This is a genomic window from Roseomonas nitratireducens, assembly GCF_017813355.1.
GTDB lineage: Bacteria > Pseudomonadota > Alphaproteobacteria > Acetobacterales > Acetobacteraceae > Neoroseomonas > Neoroseomonas nitratireducens.
This window is the reverse complement of the sequence record NZ_JAGIYZ010000030.1, coordinates 16,026-31,783: the sequence shown is the minus strand read 5'-3', so window position 1 is coordinate 31,783 and position 15,758 is coordinate 16,026. Positions and strand designations below refer to the sequence as shown.

At 72.1% G+C, this 15,758-nt stretch carries 20 protein-coding genes; 11 read left to right on the top strand and 9 right to left on the bottom strand.

What is annotated here, in order from left to right; translation table 11 throughout:
- Positions 1–72: 72 nt before the first annotated feature.
- The 7 genes from J5Y09_RS21595 to J5Y09_RS21565 form a co-directional block, all read right to left on the bottom strand.
- The gene (locus J5Y09_RS21595; protein ID WP_209353934.1) at positions 73–312 is read right to left on the bottom strand and encodes a YMGG-like glycine zipper-containing protein; all 240 of its coding nucleotides are present in this window, start codon (positions 310–312) and stop codon (positions 73–75) included.
- Between the two features lie 16 nt (positions 313–328).
- A complete protein-coding gene (locus tag J5Y09_RS21590; protein WP_209353933.1) occupies positions 329–778 on the bottom strand; it encodes a Rap1a/Tai family immunity protein in 450 nt (149 codons plus the stop codon).
- A 133-nt stretch (positions 779–911) separates the two neighbouring features.
- Complete coding sequence (locus tag J5Y09_RS21585) at positions 912–1,175, bottom strand: hypothetical protein (protein WP_209353932.1); 264 nt, start codon at positions 1,173–1,175, stop codon at positions 912–914.
- Positions 1,176–1,396: 221 nt separating this feature from the next.
- Entirely contained in the window at positions 1,397–2,011 is a 615-nt protein-coding gene (locus tag J5Y09_RS21580; protein ID WP_209353931.1) for a PRC-barrel domain-containing protein, read from the bottom strand.
- A 144-nt stretch (positions 2,012–2,155) separates the two neighbouring features.
- Entirely contained in the window at positions 2,156–2,320 is a 165-nt protein-coding gene (locus J5Y09_RS21575; protein ID WP_209353930.1) for a DUF1328 domain-containing protein, read from the bottom strand.
- Between the two features lie 102 nt (positions 2,321–2,422).
- Entirely contained in the window at positions 2,423–2,626 is a 204-nt protein-coding gene (locus J5Y09_RS21570; RefSeq protein WP_209353929.1) for a CsbD family protein, read from the bottom strand.
- A gap of 78 nt (positions 2,627–2,704) precedes the next feature.
- The gene (locus tag J5Y09_RS21565) at positions 2,705–3,424 is read right to left on the bottom strand and encodes a PhyR family response regulator anti-anti-sigma factor (protein ID WP_209353928.1); all 720 of its coding nucleotides are present in this window, start codon (positions 3,422–3,424) and stop codon (positions 2,705–2,707) included.
- Between the two features lie 66 nt (positions 3,425–3,490).
- Between J5Y09_RS21565 and J5Y09_RS21560 the strand changes: the two genes are divergently transcribed.
- From J5Y09_RS21560 to J5Y09_RS24835, 4 genes are all read left to right on the top strand, one after another.
- On the top strand, positions 3,491–3,982 hold the full coding sequence (locus J5Y09_RS21560) for a sigma-70 family RNA polymerase sigma factor (protein WP_209353927.1): 492 nt from the start codon (positions 3,491–3,493) through the stop codon (positions 3,980–3,982).
- 138 nt (positions 3,983–4,120) lie between these two features.
- Positions 4,121–4,768: a sigma-70 family RNA polymerase sigma factor gene (locus tag J5Y09_RS21555; RefSeq protein ID WP_209353926.1), complete on the top strand. Its 648-nt coding sequence runs from the start codon at positions 4,121–4,123 to the stop codon at positions 4,766–4,768.
- 6 nt (positions 4,769–4,774) lie between these two features.
- Positions 4,775–4,981: a hypothetical protein gene (locus J5Y09_RS21550; protein ID WP_209353925.1), complete on the top strand. Its 207-nt coding sequence runs from the start codon at positions 4,775–4,777 to the stop codon at positions 4,979–4,981.
- 59 nt (positions 4,982–5,040) lie between these two features.
- The gene (locus J5Y09_RS24835; RefSeq protein ID WP_209353924.1) at positions 5,041–6,675 is read left to right on the top strand and encodes a sensor histidine kinase; all 1,635 of its coding nucleotides are present in this window, start codon (positions 5,041–5,043) and stop codon (positions 6,673–6,675) included.
- 75 nt (positions 6,676–6,750) lie between these two features.
- Here the strand turns inward: J5Y09_RS24835 and J5Y09_RS21540 are convergent, their stop codons facing one another.
- Complete coding sequence (locus J5Y09_RS21540) at positions 6,751–7,662, bottom strand: FkbM family methyltransferase (RefSeq protein ID WP_209353923.1); 912 nt, start codon at positions 7,660–7,662, stop codon at positions 6,751–6,753.
- Positions 7,663–7,798: 136 nt separating this feature from the next.
- Between J5Y09_RS21540 and J5Y09_RS21535 the strand changes: the two genes are divergently transcribed.
- The 7 genes from J5Y09_RS21535 to J5Y09_RS21505 are packed head-to-tail and all read left to right on the top strand — an operon-like array spanning position 7,799 to position 14,793.
- Positions 7,799–8,713: an ABC transporter permease subunit gene (locus J5Y09_RS21535; RefSeq protein WP_209353922.1), complete on the top strand. Its 915-nt coding sequence runs from the start codon at positions 7,799–7,801 to the stop codon at positions 8,711–8,713.
- Complete coding sequence (gene livM / locus J5Y09_RS21530) at positions 8,710–10,032, top strand: high-affinity branched-chain amino acid ABC transporter permease LivM (protein WP_209353921.1); 1,323 nt, start codon at positions 8,710–8,712, stop codon at positions 10,030–10,032. Before J5Y09_RS21535 ends, livM begins: the two co-directional genes overlap by 4 nt.
- Before the next feature lie 4 nt (positions 10,033–10,036).
- A complete protein-coding gene (locus J5Y09_RS21525; RefSeq protein ID WP_209353920.1) occupies positions 10,037–10,831 on the top strand; it encodes an ABC transporter ATP-binding protein in 795 nt (264 codons plus the stop codon).
- Entirely contained in the window at positions 10,828–11,547 is a 720-nt protein-coding gene (locus J5Y09_RS21520; RefSeq protein WP_408904080.1) for an ABC transporter ATP-binding protein, read from the top strand. Before J5Y09_RS21525 ends, J5Y09_RS21520 begins: the two co-directional genes overlap by 4 nt.
- Positions 11,548–11,549: 2 nt before the next feature.
- On the top strand, positions 11,550–13,193 hold the full coding sequence (locus J5Y09_RS21515) for an NAD(P)/FAD-dependent oxidoreductase (protein ID WP_209353919.1): 1,644 nt from the start codon (positions 11,550–11,552) through the stop codon (positions 13,191–13,193).
- A complete protein-coding gene (locus J5Y09_RS21510) occupies positions 13,190–14,365 on the top strand; it encodes a BaiN/RdsA family NAD(P)/FAD-dependent oxidoreductase (RefSeq protein WP_209353918.1) in 1,176 nt (391 codons plus the stop codon). Before J5Y09_RS21515 ends, J5Y09_RS21510 begins: the two co-directional genes overlap by 4 nt.
- A 32-nt stretch (positions 14,366–14,397) precedes the next feature.
- Entirely contained in the window at positions 14,398–14,793 is a 396-nt protein-coding gene (locus J5Y09_RS21505) for a hypothetical protein (RefSeq protein ID WP_209353917.1), read from the top strand.
- Here J5Y09_RS21505 and J5Y09_RS21500 read toward each other — a convergent pair.
- The gene (locus J5Y09_RS21500) at positions 14,748–15,713 is read right to left on the bottom strand and encodes a LysR family transcriptional regulator (RefSeq protein ID WP_245217317.1); all 966 of its coding nucleotides are present in this window, start codon (positions 15,711–15,713) and stop codon (positions 14,748–14,750) included. The genes J5Y09_RS21505 and J5Y09_RS21500 overlap by 46 nt on opposite strands.
- Positions 15,714–15,758 lie beyond the last annotated feature (45 nt).

Sequence of the window (15,758 nt, the reverse complement as noted above, 5' to 3'; positions counted from 1 at the left end):
CGGCGATCGGCCCGCGGCCGTTCCGCGATGCCGGTCCGTCGCCGCGCCGCCGTCGCGGCGCGGGCGCGGTCGTCAGTAGTAAGGCTGCCGCGAGCGCTGCGACTGGTCGTAGAGGTAGCCGCCGACGCCGCCGACGCCGGCGCCGAGCAGCGCGCCCATCCCGGCATTGCCGCTGAAGGATCCGGCGATGCCGCCGAGGGCCGCACCGCCCAGGGCGCCGATGCCGACGCTCCGCTGCGTGGGCGTCATCTCGGCGCAGGCGGACAGGCCGAGGCCGGCCAGGAGCATGAGGGCAAGTCGCGTCGAGCGCATGGTCGTCTCCCGAATCTCAGCGCGTGCTGCGCGGGTTGCGGGCGGGCGCGCCCGCCGGGCATGGGAAGCTCGCCTGGGCCCAGCGCAGCAGGCCGTCGAGCGCCGGCTCGTTGCCATGGCGCGGGTTCTCCCGGGCCCAGGCGGCGAAGGCGAGGCCGGATTGCGCGACCGTCGGGCCGGGCACCGGCACGCAGAACAGCGGCCTGGCCGGCCCGCCGCGCGGATACAGCAGCGTGTGATACTGGCCGAAGCTGGTGAGGAAGCCCTGGCAATAGGCGATGGCCTCGAGCCGCGGTACGCCGCCCCAGGCGGGATCGCAGATGGCCGCCAGGTCGTTGGCCGTCTGCGCCTGGGTGACGATGGCCGTGCCGGCGGGCGCCGAGGCGGGCTGCGCCATGGCGCGCGGCGCCAGCACGGCTGTGCCCGACAGCGCCACGGCCAGTGCGAAGGCAGTCCCTGCTCGCATGATCATCTCCTCCGGTGATGCGGGGATCGGAGGCCTCGCCCGGCCCCGGTCCCGCGTTGTGGCCGTGGTGGCGTGCCATCGACCGATGGCGCCCGCCGCGACCAGCGATCCGCACGCGCTGGCGTCGTGGCGGTCAGAAATTCCGGCGATTGTCGTGGCCGGGACGGTTGTGGCGGTTGCGCTCATTGCCGTGGCCCGGGGGCGGGTAGCCGCGTGGCCACGACCCTTGCGACTGGCGGTAGACATAGGGCGTATAGCCGCGCGGATAGGCGTAGGGCGCGGTGAAGCCCGCATTGCCGGCGTAGGTGCCATAGGGCTGCTGGTAGGACCCGTCGCCCACCGGGACGCAGGCCGACAGGCCGAGTATCGCGAAGCCCGCCACGGTCGTCCGGACCATGCCGCGCGACACCCGAAACCACGCCACGGTTCGCACCTGCATCGGTGAATTCCTTCCGCCCTGGCGTCCGAGGCATCGCCCGAGGGCCGTGCCGCGCAACGCCTGCCGCACTGGAACGCCCGCGGCGGCGGGCGGTTGCACGAGGTTGCGGAAAATCCTCGCCGGGCCCGGCGCACCGCCCGCATGCGATGCGCCGTACGCCCGTCACCAGGCCCGTGCGATCACCTCGGCTGGAGTTGCGAGTACTCGAAGGCCGTGCGGGTCTGGAGCATCTCCTTGGTCACGCCGGGCAGGACGATATGCTCGTTCCCGGCGTTCCAGCGGAGGTCGGCCAGCGGCACGGTGATCAGCCGCCCACCCATGCCGAGAAAGCCGCCGACCTGCACGACGGCCAGCGGATAGGCCGAGGCGGGTATCGCCGCCGTCGCCGCGGCGCGCGCAGGCGCCGCGGACGCGGGCGGGCTCGCAGGCGGCGTCGTGGTCGGGGCCGCGGCGGACTGGGACGCGGTCGGCGCCGGCGGTGCCGCCGTCATCATCGGCGGCGCGGCGACGGAGGGAAACAGCAGGATGTCCTCCACCTCGCCGATCTTCTCCTCGCGATCGTTGTAGATCGTGCTGCCGATCAGCTGGCTCAGCCGCGGCCGCAGCATGACGGTCGAACCCGCCGTCGCGGTGAACAGGGGAACGAGCGTCGGCCGCGTCGCCGCGGCTCCGGCGGCAGGCGGGGCAGCCGGCGCGCTGCTGGTCTGCGCCATGGCGAGCATCGGCACGACGATGAGCCCGGCGGCGAGCGCCATCGGGACCACGGGCAGCCGGAAGTCATGGAGGGCGTTCATGGCCGATTCCTTGTTGTGCATGGCGGGGGGGTGGGGGAGCGCTCCGGGAGGATGCGCGGTGCCATTCACAACAACGGCCGACGGGGTCCGAAGTTGCATCTGCGTCGGTCCGCGCGATGCGGTCGGCTGGGCGCTGAGGCGGGATCAGTGCATCCAGCCGCGGTCGGCGATCAGCGTGACGAGGAAGAAGACGAGGAAGACCACGAACAGGATCTTCGCGATCCCACTCGCGGCGGAGGAGATCCCGCCGAAGCCCAGCACGCCCGCCACGAGTGCGACGACCAGGAAGACCAGGGTCCAGTAGAGCATGATGGCATCCTCCTGCCGCACGACGCGCCGGAACCGGCCGGACGTGCATGGTTGCCCGGACAGCGAAGCGCCGCCGGGGCGGACCCCGGCGGCGTGTTCAGGTCAGGATGACAGGCCCTTCTCCCAGGCCTTCACCTGATCTTCCGCATGCTCCTTCGCGACGCCGTAGCGCTCCTGGATGCGGCCGATCAGCTGGTCGCGCTTGCCTTCGACGACAGCCAGGTCGTCGTCGGTCAGCTTGCCCCACTTCTCGCGGACCTTTCCGTTCATCTGCTTCCAGTTGCCGGCGATCTGGTCCCAGTTCATCGCGATCTCCTTGTGCGGATGGCGCGCCCACCGGGCGGCACGGGAGAAACGCGCGACGGGCCCGCGGGTTGCCTTCCCCTACCGGATGGGTAGCCGGCCGGCGGTGATGGCCTGGTAGGTGGCGACAGCCAGCGCCAACGGATCGAAGGGCTTGGTGATGAGGAAGGCGGGTTCCGGTCGCTCGGCCGTCAGCAGCCTCTCGGGATAGGCGGTGACGAAGATGACCGGCACGGGCATCGTCCGCGCGATGCGCGTGACGGCGGAAATGCCGTCGCCGCCGCGGCCGAGGTTGATGTCCGCGACGATCAATCCCGGCGGGTGCCGTTCCGACAGCGCGACGGCGGCCGCCTCGCTCGCCGCCACGCCCACGACGCGATGGCCGCAGGCCTCGACCAGGCGGCGGATGTCCATCGCGATGACGGGCTCGTCCTCGATCACGATGACATCGGTGATCGAGGCTGCGCGGAGCGCGGCGCGCGCCACCTCGATCTCGAAGCCGGCTTCCTCAGCGCCGAGGCCGACGACCACGGCGGCTTCGTTCAACCGGAGGTCCTCGAGCGCCGTCAGCAGCAGCAGCTGCCGCTGGCGCGCGGTGAGAAGCGAGGTGTCGTGCGGTTCCGGTGCCGCCCGGGTGATCGCGGCATAGAGCGCAAGGCGCGGCGGCATGTCGGGAAGGCCGGCGCGCAGCACCTCCGCGACCAGCGCATCGCCATCCGCCTGCGTGCCCGTCAATGCGCGCGCGTACCGTCGCGCATAGGGCAGCGCATGCAGCAGCTCCGAATTGGCATGGTCGGTCACCGTGTCGTCCCCCTATGGTTGCCCGCCAATGTCCCGCCGGGTGAATCCCATGTGCCGGCGCATCGCATGACGGGCTCGCCCGTCGACTTCCGGAAGGCCCTGGCCGGGCTGCTGCCGCAGCTGCGCGCGTTCGCGAGGTTCCTGGCCAGGGACGCGGCGCGCGCCGACGACCTGGTGCAGGACGCCATCCTGCGGGCGATGACGGAGGAGGCGCAATGGGAACCGGGCACCGACCTGCGCGCCTGGGTGTTCCGCATCCTGCGCAACGCCTTCCTCGGGCAGCTGCGCCGCGGCGGCGCGGAACGCCGGGCGCTGGAACGCCTCGATGCCGGCGCGTCCTCGGCGCCGGCGCAGCTCGCATCGGCGGAGCTGCGCGAACTCGACCGCGCGCTCGACCGCCTGTCGGTCGTCCAGCGGGAAGCGCTGGTGCTCGTCGCCGCCCTCGGCTTTTCGATCGACGAAGCGGCGGCGATCTGCGGCGTGCCCGCCGGCACGGTGAAGGCGCGCGTGTCCCGCGCGCGGGCGGCGCTGGCGAAACGGTTCGGCGACGGCGCCTGAACGGCGCTCCTGGCCAGGGTTCGGTTGCGTTGCATCGGGATTGAATGCCCGAACCCGGCCGGCGGTTGCATGTCGTTCCGCATGCGGCGCCCGATGGCTGCCGTGCAACCATCCGGGCCCTTCGCGCGTTGGGTTCGCATGCCGCTCGATGATGCCGCCCGCGCACCCGCAACTGGCCGTGCCATCGCCGCCGAGGCGGAGCCATGCGCGTCCTTCAGCGACGGCCTCGTCGCGCTGCTGCCGCGCCTTCGCGTCCAGGCGCTGGCGCTGACGCGCAACCGCGCCGATGCCGACGACCTCGTGCAGGCGGCGGTCACCAACGCGCTGGCGGCGAAGGCGCACTTCACGCCCGGCTCGAATCTCGGCGCCTGGCTCTACCGCATCCTGCGCAACCGCTTCCTGTCGGACCGAAGGCGGGCCAGGGACACGGTCGAGCTCGACGACGCGCCCGCGGCGGCGCTGTCGCGCCCCGCGAGCCAGGAGGACCATCTCGCCCTTGGCGAACTGCGCAGGCATCTCGCGCGCCTGCCGCCCGACCAGCGCGCCGCGCTGATCATGGTGTCCGTCCAGGGCCTCAGCTACCAGGACGTGGCGGACGCGATGGGCTGCCCGGTCGGAACCGCGAAATGCCGCGTGTTCCGGGCGCGGCGGCAGCTCGAGGCCTGGCTGCTCGGCACCGAGGAACGCGGTCGCGGCAAGGCCGCGGCGGTTGCGTCTGGTGCCGGGACGACCGCGGCGGCTAGGCTGAAGCCGCTCGCGGGCAGTCGCCTGCGCGCGGCAACGTAGGACGCGATGGCAGACCGCGACGACCCCGACCCGCACCCCGAGGCGAAGATGCCGGATGCCGCCGCGCGCGACCGCAAGCGCAGGAAGGTGGCGCCGGATGTCGCCTTCGACATCTGGCTGCGCCGGGGGCTGCACGAGATGTTCGACGAGGTCGCGCGCGAGCCCATCCCCGAGGAGCTGATCCGCCTGATCGAAGCGGACCGGCGCAAATGACGCCGGGCGGCCCCGTGGAGGCCGCCAGCCTGCCCGCCTTGCGACGCCTGATGACGGGCGTGCGCGGACGGCTCCTGATCCTGGTCGGCGCGGCGATGATACCGGTCATCGGCATCGCCGGCGGGCAGGCGTGGCACGACCATGCGCAGGACCTCGCGACGGCCAGGCGCGCGGCGCAGGCCGTGCAGGAACAGGCCGTCGCCTATCATCGCGCGGAGTTCGACCTGATCGAGGAGATGCTGCTCTCCCTCGCCACCGAGCTCCCTCGCCTGCCGCCCGAGGCCTGCGACGCGACGCTGCGCGCCGCCCAGGCCCTGTTCCCGCGACGGCTTGCGGATGTGTGGCTGGTCGATCGCGACGGGCAGCTGCGCTGCGGCGCGCTGCCGGCGGCGCAACGCGGAGGACCCGGCTATGGTCCGCCGCCCCCGCACCCCCAAGGCCGGCTCACGCTCGGCGGTTTCGCGGCGGCTGCCGCGCCGGGCGATGCCGTGGTCCCGGCGGTCATTCCCCTCCCCGCGGAGGATGGCACGCCGCGCGCGGCGATCGGTGCCGCCATCAGGCTTGCCAACGCCGTCCCGGTCGAGACCGCGCCGCCGGGCGGCGGCCGGCATCATGCCTGGCTGATCGATCGCGACGGCGCGGCCGTTGCGCTGACCGCGGCGGGCGAGGCGGACCTGCCGCGCGGCGCGCCGCCGCGCGACGACGTCCGGTCCTTCGAGGGCGCCGCGCGGTCCGGCGGAACCCAGGCATGGTCGATCGGGACCGTTCGCCCCGGCCTGCGCCTGATGGTCGCCGTGCCGATGGACGAGGCGCGCAGCGCCGCGCGGGCGGCGCTGCGTTGGCGGCTGGTGGAGATCGCAGGCTTCGTCCTAGCCTGCCTCGGCGCCGTGGTGCTCGGCGTGGAGCTCAGCGTCGCGCGGCCCTTGCGGCGCCTCGCGGACCAGGTGCGCGGCTGGTCCCCCAGCGCGCCCTACGCCGCCATCCAGGACAGCCACGACCCGCGGGAGATGAAGGACCTCGACAACGCGCTGCTCGCGGCCAGCGGCGCGCTCGCGCAGCGCGAGGTCGCGCTGCAGGCGGCGCTGAAGCAGCGCGACCTCGCGATCGAGGAGATGAACCACCGGGTCCACAACAACCTCCAGATCGTCGCCTCGCTGCTCAGCATGCAGGCGGAGAACTCGCCGCAGGCCGAGGTGAAGGCGGAACTGGCGCTGACGCGAAGCAGGGTCCGCGCGCTCGCGACGCTGTATCGCCACCTGTCGCGCGCTTCGCGGCAGGGACGGATCCGCCTGCGGCCCTTCATCGCGGAACTCTGCCAGCAACTCGGCGAGCATGCCGGCGTCGCGCGGAACGGCCAGGTGCGGATGGCCGTCGAGGTCGAGGACATGGAGCTGGACGCCGACCATGCGGACTCGCTCACGCTGCTGGTAACGGAGGCGGTCAGCAACGCGGTCCAGCATGCCTTCCCGAAAGGCAGGCCGGGCACGATCACGGTGACCCTGCGGTCCGACGGCGAGAACGCCGTGCTGATCGTCGCCGATGACGGCATCGGCATGCCGCAGGGCGCCGACCGCGCCGATGCGCTGGGGCTGAACCTGATCCGCGGCTTCGCGTCGCATCTCGGCGGTGCCGCCGCGATCAGCGGCGACGACGGCACGCGGGTCAGCGTGACCTTCCCGCTTCGGCGCGACTAGCGCGGGGCGGCCGGGGCAGCTTCGCGGATCGCGGCCTGGCCTGCCGTGCCGCCGGTCACAAGGGTGCGACGGCGTTCACCCCACCAGCCGCTTCTTCCACCTCTCCCACCGCGTCGTCCGCACATTGAGGCCGGGGAACAGCGCCCGCGCATCCGACAGCGCGCCGATGGGCGTCAGCCCCGCCGCCGCCGCTTCCTCCCCCGCCGGGACGCAGAGCGCGTTGAGGTCGCCCGCGCCGCCATAGCCGGGGTCCGGCGCGCCACGAAAATTGTCGGGCCGCCAGCCGCGGGACGGGTGCCAGAAGGGGCGGTAGCCCATCTCCCGCACCAGGGCGACCAGCGCCTCACCGCCCGGATGGTCGTTCACCTCCAGGTACAGGAAGGGGCGATGCCGCGCGATCAGCGCCCGCGCGCCGGCGATCACGCTGCGCTCCATCCCCTCCACATCCGCCTTGATCAGGCGCAGCGAGGGCTCCTCGGCGAGCATGGCGTCGAGGGTGACGACCGGCACCGTCTCCGCGGGCGCGGCATCGCTCGCCAACACGGGCGTGCCGGCGAGGCTGAGGGCGGCGCCGAGCGCCTCCCGCCCGTAATCGACCTCCGGCACCGCGATCCGGCCGGGGGCTTCGCCCAGGGCGGCCAGATGCGCGCGCAGCGCATCCGCGCCGTTCAGCACGGCATTGGCCGAGAGCAGCCCATGGATGACCCGTTGCGGCTCGAAGGCGTGCACCCGCCCGGTCGGCCCGACGGCGCGCGCGAAGGGGATGGCATGCAGGCCGATATTCGCCCCCGCATCCACCACCCGGTCGCCCGGGCGCAGCAGCGGCAGCAGCAGTTCGAGTTCCGCCTCCGCCCATTCGCCCAGGGCATCGAGGAAGCGCCCGAGCATGTCGTTGCGGCTGTAGAGGAACAGGCCGCGGCGCAGCCCCGCGAGCACGATCCGCCGCGCATCCTGCACCTCCACCGCGAGCGGCCGTGCCCCGTCCATGCGCCAGCTTCCTCTTGTTCGGAACGATACGGGAATGGTTCCATGCCGGGCGGGCGGGGGGCAAGGGGCGAAACCCCTTCGCCGCCGGACCGCCTTGCCCTATGTCGGGCGGGTCTGGGGGAAGAAGGGGAAGCCCGTGGCCTATGCGCTGCAGCAGCTGATCAACGGCATCAGCCTCGGCATGATCTACGGGCTGATCGCCGTGGGCTACACGATGGTCTACGGCATCATCGGCATGATCAACTTCGCCCATGGCGACGTCTTCATGATCGGCGCCTTCATCGCGCTGATCTCGATCGTCATGCTGGTCTCGGGCGGGATCATGGAGGGGCCGGCGGCCATCCTCATCGTCCTGCTTGTCTCCATGTGCGTCACGGCGCTGTATGGCTGGACGGTGGAGCGCGTGGCCTACCGCCCGCTGCGCGGGTCCTTCCGGCTCGCGCCGCTGATCAGCGCCATCGGCATGTCGATCGTGCTGCAGAACTACGTGCAGGTGGCGCAGGGCGCGCGCGTGAAGCCGATCGAGCCCCTGCTGCCCGGCGGCGTCGAGGTGATGCGCGCCGACGCCTTCGTCGTGCAGTTCTCCTACATGCAGATGCTGATCATCGCGGTCACGCTCGCCGTGCTCGGCATCTTCACCTGGCTGGTGACGCGAACGCCGCTGGGCCGCGCCATGCGCGCCTGCGAGCAGGACCGCAAGATGGCGAGCCTTCTCGGCATCGACACCGACCGCACCATCAGCCTGACCTTCGTGATCGGCGCGGCACTCGCCGCCGTGGCGGGGTCGATGTACCTGCTGCGCTACGGGGTGATCGACTTCTACATCGGCTTCCTCGCCGGCGTGAAAGCCTTCACCGCCGCCGTGCTGGGCGGCATCGGATCGCTGCCCGGCGCCGTGCTGGGCGGGCTGCTGATCGGGCTGATCGAAACCTTCTGGTCCGCCTATTTCAGCGTGCAGTACAAGGATGTCGCCGCCTTCGCGATCCTGGTGCTGGTGCTGATCTTCATGCCGACGGGCCTGCTCGGGCGGGCGGAGGTCGAGAAGGTATGAGTGGCGAGGCCGCCGCCATCCCCCTGCCCGCCCGCCCGAAGCTCGCGGCCACGGCGGTGAAGGATGCCGCGATCACGGCGCTGGTCGCCCTCGGCCTGTTCATCCCGATCGTCGGGCTGCGCACGGACGTTTCCTCGGCCGGCACGCTCCATCTGCGCGCGCGCTGGGGCGATGTCGCGATCCTCGTCGCGCTGGCCTTCGCCGGGCGGCTCGCGCTGCTCACCTGGCGCGGGCTGCGGGGGGAAGCGAAGCCGGCCACCGCCGCGCGCACCGCGATGCTCGCCAGGGCCGGGACCTTCGTGGCGCCGCTACTGCTCGGCCTCGCCGTGGTGCTGCCCTTCATGCCGGGGACCGGGCGCTACGAGCTCGACCTCGGCATCCTCGTGCTGACCTATGTGATGCTGGGCTGGGGGCTCAACATCGTGGTCGGGCTCGCGGGGCTGCTCGACCTCGGCTACGTCGCCTTCTACGCGGTCGGCGCCTATTCCTACGCGCTGCTGGCGACCACCTTCGGCTGGTCCTTCTGGATCTGCCTGCCGCTGGCCGGCATCCTCGCCGCCTTCTGGGGCGTGCTGCTGGGCTTCCCGGTGCTGCGGCTGCGGGGGGACTACCTGGCCATCGTGACGCTCGCCTTCGGCGAGATCATCCGCGTCGTGCTGATCAACTGGGTCAGCCTGACCGGCGGGCCGAACGGCATCACCGGCATCCCGCGTCCCTCATTTTTCGGCCTGCCCTTCAGCGCCGGCGGCGGCCCGGGCTCCTTCGCCGATTTCTTCGGCATCGAGCCATCGCCGGTCCATCGCGTAATCTTCCTGTACTACCTGATCCTCATCCTCGCGCTGCTGACCAACTGGGTGAGCATCCGGCTGCGCCGCCAGCCGCTGGGCCGCGCCTGGGAAGCGCTGCGGGAGGACGAGATCGCCTGCCGGGCGCTCGGCATCAACATCACCAACACAAAGCTGACCGCCTTCGCGATCGGGGCGATGTTCGGCGGCTTCGCCGGAGCCTTCTTCGCCACGCGCCAGGGCTTCATCAGCCCGGAATCCTTCACCTTCATCGAAAGCGCGATCATCCTCGCCATCGTCGTGCTGGGGGGCATGGGCAGCCAGATCGGCATCGCGCTCGCCGCCATCGTCATGATCGGCGGGTTCGAGGTATTCCGCGACCTCGACGAATGGCGGATGCTGGTCTTCGGCGGGGCGATGGTGCTGATCATGGTGGTCCGCCCGCGCGGGCTGGTGGGCAGCCGGACGCCCACCATCGCCCTGGGCACGCGGCGCGCCATCGGCGCGGAGCATGTCGGCGAAGGGCGCGGCTGAACCGATGACGGCGCCGATCCTGCAGGCCGAGGGCCTGACCATGCGCTTCGGCGGCCTCACCGCCGTCGATGCCGTGTCCTTCACCGCCATGCAGGGCGACATCACCGCCATCATCGGCCCGAACGGCGCGGGCAAGACGACGATGTTCAACTGCATCACCGGCTTCTACCGGCCGACGGAAGGCGCGCTGCGCCTGATGCGGGACGGCGCGCCGGTGGAATTGCAGCGCCTGCCCGGCCACCGCATCGCCCGCGCGGGCGTCGCGCGCACCTTCCAGAACATCCGCCTGTTCCAGGGCATGACGGCGCTCGAGAACCTGCTCGTCGCGCAGCACAACACGCTGATGGCCGCGACCGGCTTCGGCATCGGCGCGCTGCTGGGTGCCCCCGGCTATCGCCGGGCGGAAAAGCTCGCCATCGCGAAGGCGGTGCATTGGCTGGAAGCGACCGGCCTGATCGACCGCGCGGACGACCCGGCGGGCGCCCTGCCCTATGGCCAGCAGAGGCGGCTGGAGATCGCGCGGGCCATGTGCACGGACCCGGTCCTGCTCTGCCTGGACGAGCCCGCGGCGGGGCTCAACCCCCGCGAATCCGAGGAACTCGCCACGCTTCTGCGCGCCATCCGCGACGGCGGCTGCTCCATCCTGCTGATCGAGCACGACATGGGCGTGGTGATGGGCATCTCCGACCGCGTCGTCGTGCTCGACCACGGCCGCAAGATCGCCGACGGCCCGCCGGCCGAGATACGCGCCGACGCCAAGGTCATCGCCGCCTATCTGGGCGAAGGGGACGACGCATGAGCGCGCCCATGCTCGCCGTCGACGCGGTCTCGACCGCCTACGGTGCCGTGCAGGCGCTGCGCGACGTCTCGATCGAGGTCGCGACGGGGGAGATCGTCACCCTCGTCGGCGCCAACGGCGCGGGTAAGTCCACGCTGCTGATGACGATCTGCGGCGACCCGCGCGCCCGCGCCGGCCGCGTGGTGTTCGAAGGACGCGACATCACCGCGCTGCCGACGCATGAGATCATGCGCCTGGGCATCGCGCAGGTGCCCGAGGGCCGCCGCGTCTTCCCGCGCATGTCGGTGATGGAGAACCTGCTGATGGGCGCGCAGGTGGCCGGGCACGATCCCGCGCCGCTGCTCGCCCAGGTCTTCGCGCTGTTCCCGCGCCTGCAGGAACGCCAGGCGCAGCGCGGCGGCACGCTTTCGGGCGGCGAGCAGCAGATGCTCGCCATCGGCCGGGCGCTGATGTCCAGGCCGCGGCTGCTGCTGCTGGACGAGCCCTCGCTCGGCCTCGCGCCGCTGATCGTGCGGCAGATCTTCGCGGCCATCCGCGACCTGAACGAGAAGGAAGGCCTGACCGTGCTGCTGGTGGAGCAGAACGCCAACCAGGCGCTGCGCCTCGCCCATCGGGGCTATGTGCTGGTGAACGGGCGCATCACGCTGCGCGGCACGGGGCGGGAGTTGCTCGCGATGCCGGAGGTGCGCGACGCCTATCTCGGCGGCGGGCATTGACCATGCTGCGGCTGATCGACCTGAAGCTGCCGCTCGACCATGCGGAAGGCGCGATCGAGGCGGCGCTGCTTGCGCGGCTCGGCCTGCAGCCCGGAGAACTGCGCAGCTTCAAGGTCGCGCGCCGGGCCTGGGACGCGCGGCGGAAATCCGACATCCACCTGGTCTATTCCATCGACTTCGAGGTGGCGGACGAAGCCGCCCTGCTGCGCCGCGCCGCGGGCGACCCGACGCTGGCGCGCACCCTCGCGCCGCAGCCCGAACAGGACTACCGCCACGTCGCGCGCGCGCCCGGGGCGGGCTGGAAGCGGCCGGTCGTCATCGGCACCGGGCCCTGCGGCATCTTCGCCGCCCTGATCCTGGCCGAGATGGGCTTCCGCCCCATCATCCTCGACCGCGGCAAGGTGGTGCGCGAACGCACCAAGGACACCTGGGCGCTGTGGCGGCGCGGCGTGCTGACGCCCGAGAGCAACGTGCAGTTCGGCGAGGGCGGCGCGGGCACCTTCTCCGACGGCAAGCTCTATTCCGGCATCAAGGCGCCGGAGGCGATGTCGCGGAAGGTGCTGACCGAATTCGTCGCCGCCGGCGCGCCGGAGGAGATCCTGTTCGTCGCCAAGCCCCATATCGGCACCTTCCGCCTGGTGACGATGGTGGAATCGCTGCGGGAGAAGATCATCGCCCTGGGCGGCGAATACCGCTTCGGGACCAAGGTGACGGATTTCGTCATCGAGACGGGCCGCGACGGCACGCGCGCCATCCGCGGCGTGGTGACGCACGCGGGCGAGACGATCGAGACCGACCACGTCGTGCTTGCCATCGGCCATTCGGCGCGCGACACCTTCCACACCCTGTTCGACCGCGGCGTCTTCGTCGAGCCGAAGCCCTTTTCCATCGGCGTGCGCATCGAACACCCGCAATCGATGATCGACCGCGCCCGCTTCGGGGATTTCGCCAAGCACCCGATCCTGGGCGCGGCCGACTACAAGCTGGTGCACCATGGCGCGAACGCGCGCAGCGTCTATTCCTTCTGCATGTGCCCCGGCGGCACGGTCGTCGCCGCCACCAGCGAGGAGGGCCGCGTCGTGACCAACGGCATGAGCCAGTATTCGCGCGCCGAGCGGAACGCCAATTCCGGCATCGTCGTGGGCATCGAGCCGGCGCGCGACTATCCCGGCCATCCGCTCGCCGGCATCGCCTTCCAGCGGCATTGGGAAGAACGCGCCTTCGCCGCCGGCGGGGGCGACTACCGCGCGCCGGCGCAGCTGGTGGGGGATTTCCTCGCCGGGCGGCCTTCCACCGCGCTCGGCGCCGTCATCCCGTCCTACAAGCCGGGGGTGACGCCGACCGACCTCTCGCTCTGCCTGCCGGATTTCGCCGTCGCCGCGATCCGGGAAGCGCTGCCCGCCTTCGCGCGCCAGATCCGCGGCTACGACCTGGCGGATGCGGTGATGACGGGGGTGGAGACGCGCACCTCCTCCCCCATCCGCATCCGGCGCGGGGCGGACTGCCAGTCGGTCAACACGCGCGGGCTGTTCCCCGCGGGCGAGGGCGCGGGCTATGCTGGCGGGATCTATTCCGCCGGCGTGGACGGCATCCGCGTGGCCGAGGCGGTCGGCCGCGCCATGGCAGGGCTGGCGGTCGCGGCATGACCCATTTCGATGTCGTCGTCCTGGGCGCCGGCGCGGCGGGGATGTACTGCGCCATGCGCGCGGGGCAGCGCGGGCGGCGCGTGCTGCTGATCGACCATGCCGAGGAAGCGGGGAAGAAGATCCTCATCTCCGGCGGCGGGCGCTGCAACTTCACCAATACGGGCTGCGTGCCGGAACGCTTCCTGTCGGCCAATCCGCATTTCGCGCGCTCGGCGCTGTCGCGCCACACCCAGCACGACTTCATCGCGCTGGTGCAGAAGCACCGCATCGCCTTCCACGAGAAGACGCTCGGGCAGTTGTTCTGCGACGGGCCGGCGCGGCAGGTCGTCGCCATGCTGCTGGCCGAATGCGGCGCGGCGGGCGTGGAACTGCGCCTGGGCACGCGCGTCACGGGCATCACGCGCGCGGACCGCTTCAACATCTCGACCGACCGCGGCGGCGTCACGGCGGAAAGCCTGGTGCTCGCGACCGGCGGACTGTCCATTCCGAAGATGGGCGCGACGGGCTTCGCGCATGACGTGGCGCGGCGCTTCGGCCTGCCCCTGGTGGCCCCGCGGCCGGGCCTGGTGCCGCTGATGTTCGCGGGCGAGGACCTCGAGCTGATGCGCCCGCTGGCGGGCGTCGCACTGCCCACCGTCGCGCGCTGCGGCCGCGGCACCTTCGCCGAGGCCATGCTGTTCACCCATCGCGGCCTGTCGGGTCCGGCGATCCTGCAGGCGTCCTCCTATTGGCGGGAGGGCGAGCCGATCCTGCTCGACCTGCTGCCCGGGCGCGATGCGACGGCGGAATTGCTGGCCGCCAAGCGCGCGCGGCCAAAGGCGGAATCGCGCACCATCCTGTCGGAGATGCTGCCGCAGCGGCTCGCCCAGGTGATGGCGGAGACGCAGTTGCCGCCGCGCATCATGGGAGAGGTCGGCGACGCGCCGCTCAAGGCGCTCGGCACGCTGCTCAAGGGCTGGCAGTTGATGCCCGCCGGCACGGAAGGCTACGCCAAGGCCGAGGTGACGCTGGGCGGCGTCGCGACCGATGCGCTGTCGCAGCAGACCATGGCGGCGAAGGCGGTGCCGGGGCTTTTCGTCATCGGCGAAGCGGTGGACGTCACCGGCTGGCTCGGCGGCTACAATTTCCAATGGGCGTGGTCGAGCGGCTGGGCGGCGGGCGAAGCGGCCTAGATTCCGCCGCCATCGCGCACCATCCTTCCGTGATGCGCGCGATCCCCCTCCTCGGCCTGCTGGCGCTGGCCGCCTGCGCCACCACGGCCGGCTTCGACGCCCGCATGCAGGCGCTTGTGGGCGCGAGCGAGGGCGACCTGGTGCAGGCCGTCGGCATCCCGGAAGCCGACTTCACCACGCCCGACGGGCGGCGCTTCCTGCAATACGAACGGCTCGGCAGCCGCAGCCCGCAGCCGGCGCCGTCCATCGGCTTCGGGGTCGGCGGCTTCGGCTGGCGCGGCGGGGTCGGCACGGGCATCGGGATCGGCACGACCTTCCCGGCCTATACGCCGCCGCCGGAATGCCGCGTGACCTTCGAGATGCGCGGCGGGCGGGTCGCCACCTATTCGCGCAGCGGCACGGGCTGCGTCGCCGTGCCGCCGGACTGATCGGGCAGCGTGGCTTCGAGCGCCGCCGCCGCGCGCACGACGCCGCGGAACCACGCCGCCGCCTGGTCGTCGCGCGCCGCTGCCGGCCAGAGCATCGTCACCCGCCAGGTCGCCACCGCGACCGGCAGGCGGAAAACCGCCAGTCCCATCGCAGGCGCAAGCCGCGCCGCCACGCGCGCCGGCACCGTGCCCACGAGGTCCGACTGCGCCACCACGGCGAGCAACGCGAGCATGTGCGGCACCGTCAGCGCGATTCGTCGCGCGCGCCCCTGCGCAGCCAGCACGGCGTCGATCTCTCCCACCCGGTCGCGCCGGGTCGTCACGAGCACATGCGCGGCCGTGCAGAAGGCCGGCAGGCTCATGGCACCGTCGACCACCGCCGGGTGCGCTGCCCGCGCGACGCCGACGAAGGTCTCGGCGAACAGCGGTGTCGCCACCGCCGATCCCGGCGGGTCGGGAAACACGCCAAGCGCTGCATCGAGCGTCCCGCCCGCGAGCAGCGCCGGCACGTCGTCCTTGGCGTAGCCGAGCACCTGCAGCCTGGCCTCCGGCGCTGCGCGCGCCATCGCCGCCGCCACCGCCGGCAGCAGCACCAGCGAGGTATAGTCCGTGCTGGCCAGCGCGAAGCGCCGCGTCGTGACCGCGGGATCGAAGCGCGCCACGGGTGCCAGCGTCCGGCGCAGTTCGGCCAGCGCCGCGGCGATGCCCGGCGCGATCTCGACCGCGCGCGGCGTGGGCCGCATGCCATCCGGCGCGCGCAGGAACAGCCGGTCGTTGAGCAGGACGCGCAGCCGCGCCAGCGCCGCGCTGGTCGCCGGCTGGCCGATGCCAAGCCGCCGCGCCGCCCGGGTGACGCTGCGTTCCGCCAGAAGCGCCTCGAAGGCGAGCAGAAGATTGAGGTCGAAGTCGGCCAGTCGCATCACCACGGACGATAGCGCAAAGCATCGCCATCGATTTGAACAATC

What these genes read in the sequence shown, in the direction of transcription:
- J5Y09_RS21515 (WP_209353919.1), top strand. Translation starts at nt 11,550, where the DNA reads ATGCTGCGGCTGATCGACCTGAAGCTGCCGCTCGACCATGCGGAAGGC.
- J5Y09_RS21595 (WP_209353934.1), bottom strand. Translation starts at nt 312, where the DNA reads ATGCGCTCGACGCGACTTGCCCTCATGCTCCTGGCCGGCCTCGGCCTG.
- J5Y09_RS21550 (WP_209353925.1), top strand. Translation starts at nt 4,775, where the DNA reads ATGGCAGACCGCGACGACCCCGACCCGCACCCCGAGGCGAAGATGCCG.
- J5Y09_RS21510 (WP_209353918.1), top strand. Translation starts at nt 13,190, where the DNA reads ATGACCCATTTCGATGTCGTCGTCCTGGGCGCCGGCGCGGCGGGGATG.
- J5Y09_RS21520 (WP_408904080.1), top strand. Translation starts at nt 10,828, where the DNA reads ATGAGCGCGCCCATGCTCGCCGTCGACGCGGTCTCGACCGCCTACGGT.
- J5Y09_RS21525 (WP_209353920.1), top strand. Translation starts at nt 10,037, where the DNA reads ATGACGGCGCCGATCCTGCAGGCCGAGGGCCTGACCATGCGCTTCGGC.
- J5Y09_RS21560 (WP_209353927.1), top strand. Translation starts at nt 3,491, where the DNA reads ATGACGGGCTCGCCCGTCGACTTCCGGAAGGCCCTGGCCGGGCTGCTG.
- J5Y09_RS21500 (WP_245217317.1), bottom strand. Translation starts at nt 15,713, where the DNA reads ATGCGACTGGCCGACTTCGACCTCAATCTTCTGCTCGCCTTCGAGGCG.
- J5Y09_RS21540 (WP_209353923.1), bottom strand. Translation starts at nt 7,662, where the DNA reads ATGGACGGGGCACGGCCGCTCGCGGTGGAGGTGCAGGATGCGCGGCGG.
- J5Y09_RS21505 (WP_209353917.1), top strand. Translation starts at nt 14,398, where the DNA reads ATGCGCGCGATCCCCCTCCTCGGCCTGCTGGCGCTGGCCGCCTGCGCC.
- livM (WP_209353921.1), top strand. Translation starts at nt 8,710, where the DNA reads ATGAGTGGCGAGGCCGCCGCCATCCCCCTGCCCGCCCGCCCGAAGCTC.
- J5Y09_RS21580 (WP_209353931.1), bottom strand. Translation starts at nt 2,011, where the DNA reads ATGAACGCCCTCCATGACTTCCGGCTGCCCGTGGTCCCGATGGCGCTC.
- J5Y09_RS21590 (WP_209353933.1), bottom strand. Translation starts at nt 778, where the DNA reads ATGCGAGCAGGGACTGCCTTCGCACTGGCCGTGGCGCTGTCGGGCACA.
- J5Y09_RS21570 (WP_209353929.1), bottom strand. Translation starts at nt 2,626, where the DNA reads ATGAACTGGGACCAGATCGCCGGCAACTGGAAGCAGATGAACGGAAAG.
- J5Y09_RS21575 (WP_209353930.1), bottom strand. Translation starts at nt 2,320, where the DNA reads ATGCTCTACTGGACCCTGGTCTTCCTGGTCGTCGCACTCGTGGCGGGC.
- J5Y09_RS21585 (WP_209353932.1), bottom strand. Translation starts at nt 1,175, where the DNA reads ATGGTCCGGACGACCGTGGCGGGCTTCGCGATACTCGGCCTGTCGGCC.
- J5Y09_RS21555 (WP_209353926.1), top strand. Translation starts at nt 4,121, where the DNA reads ATGCCGCTCGATGATGCCGCCCGCGCACCCGCAACTGGCCGTGCCATC.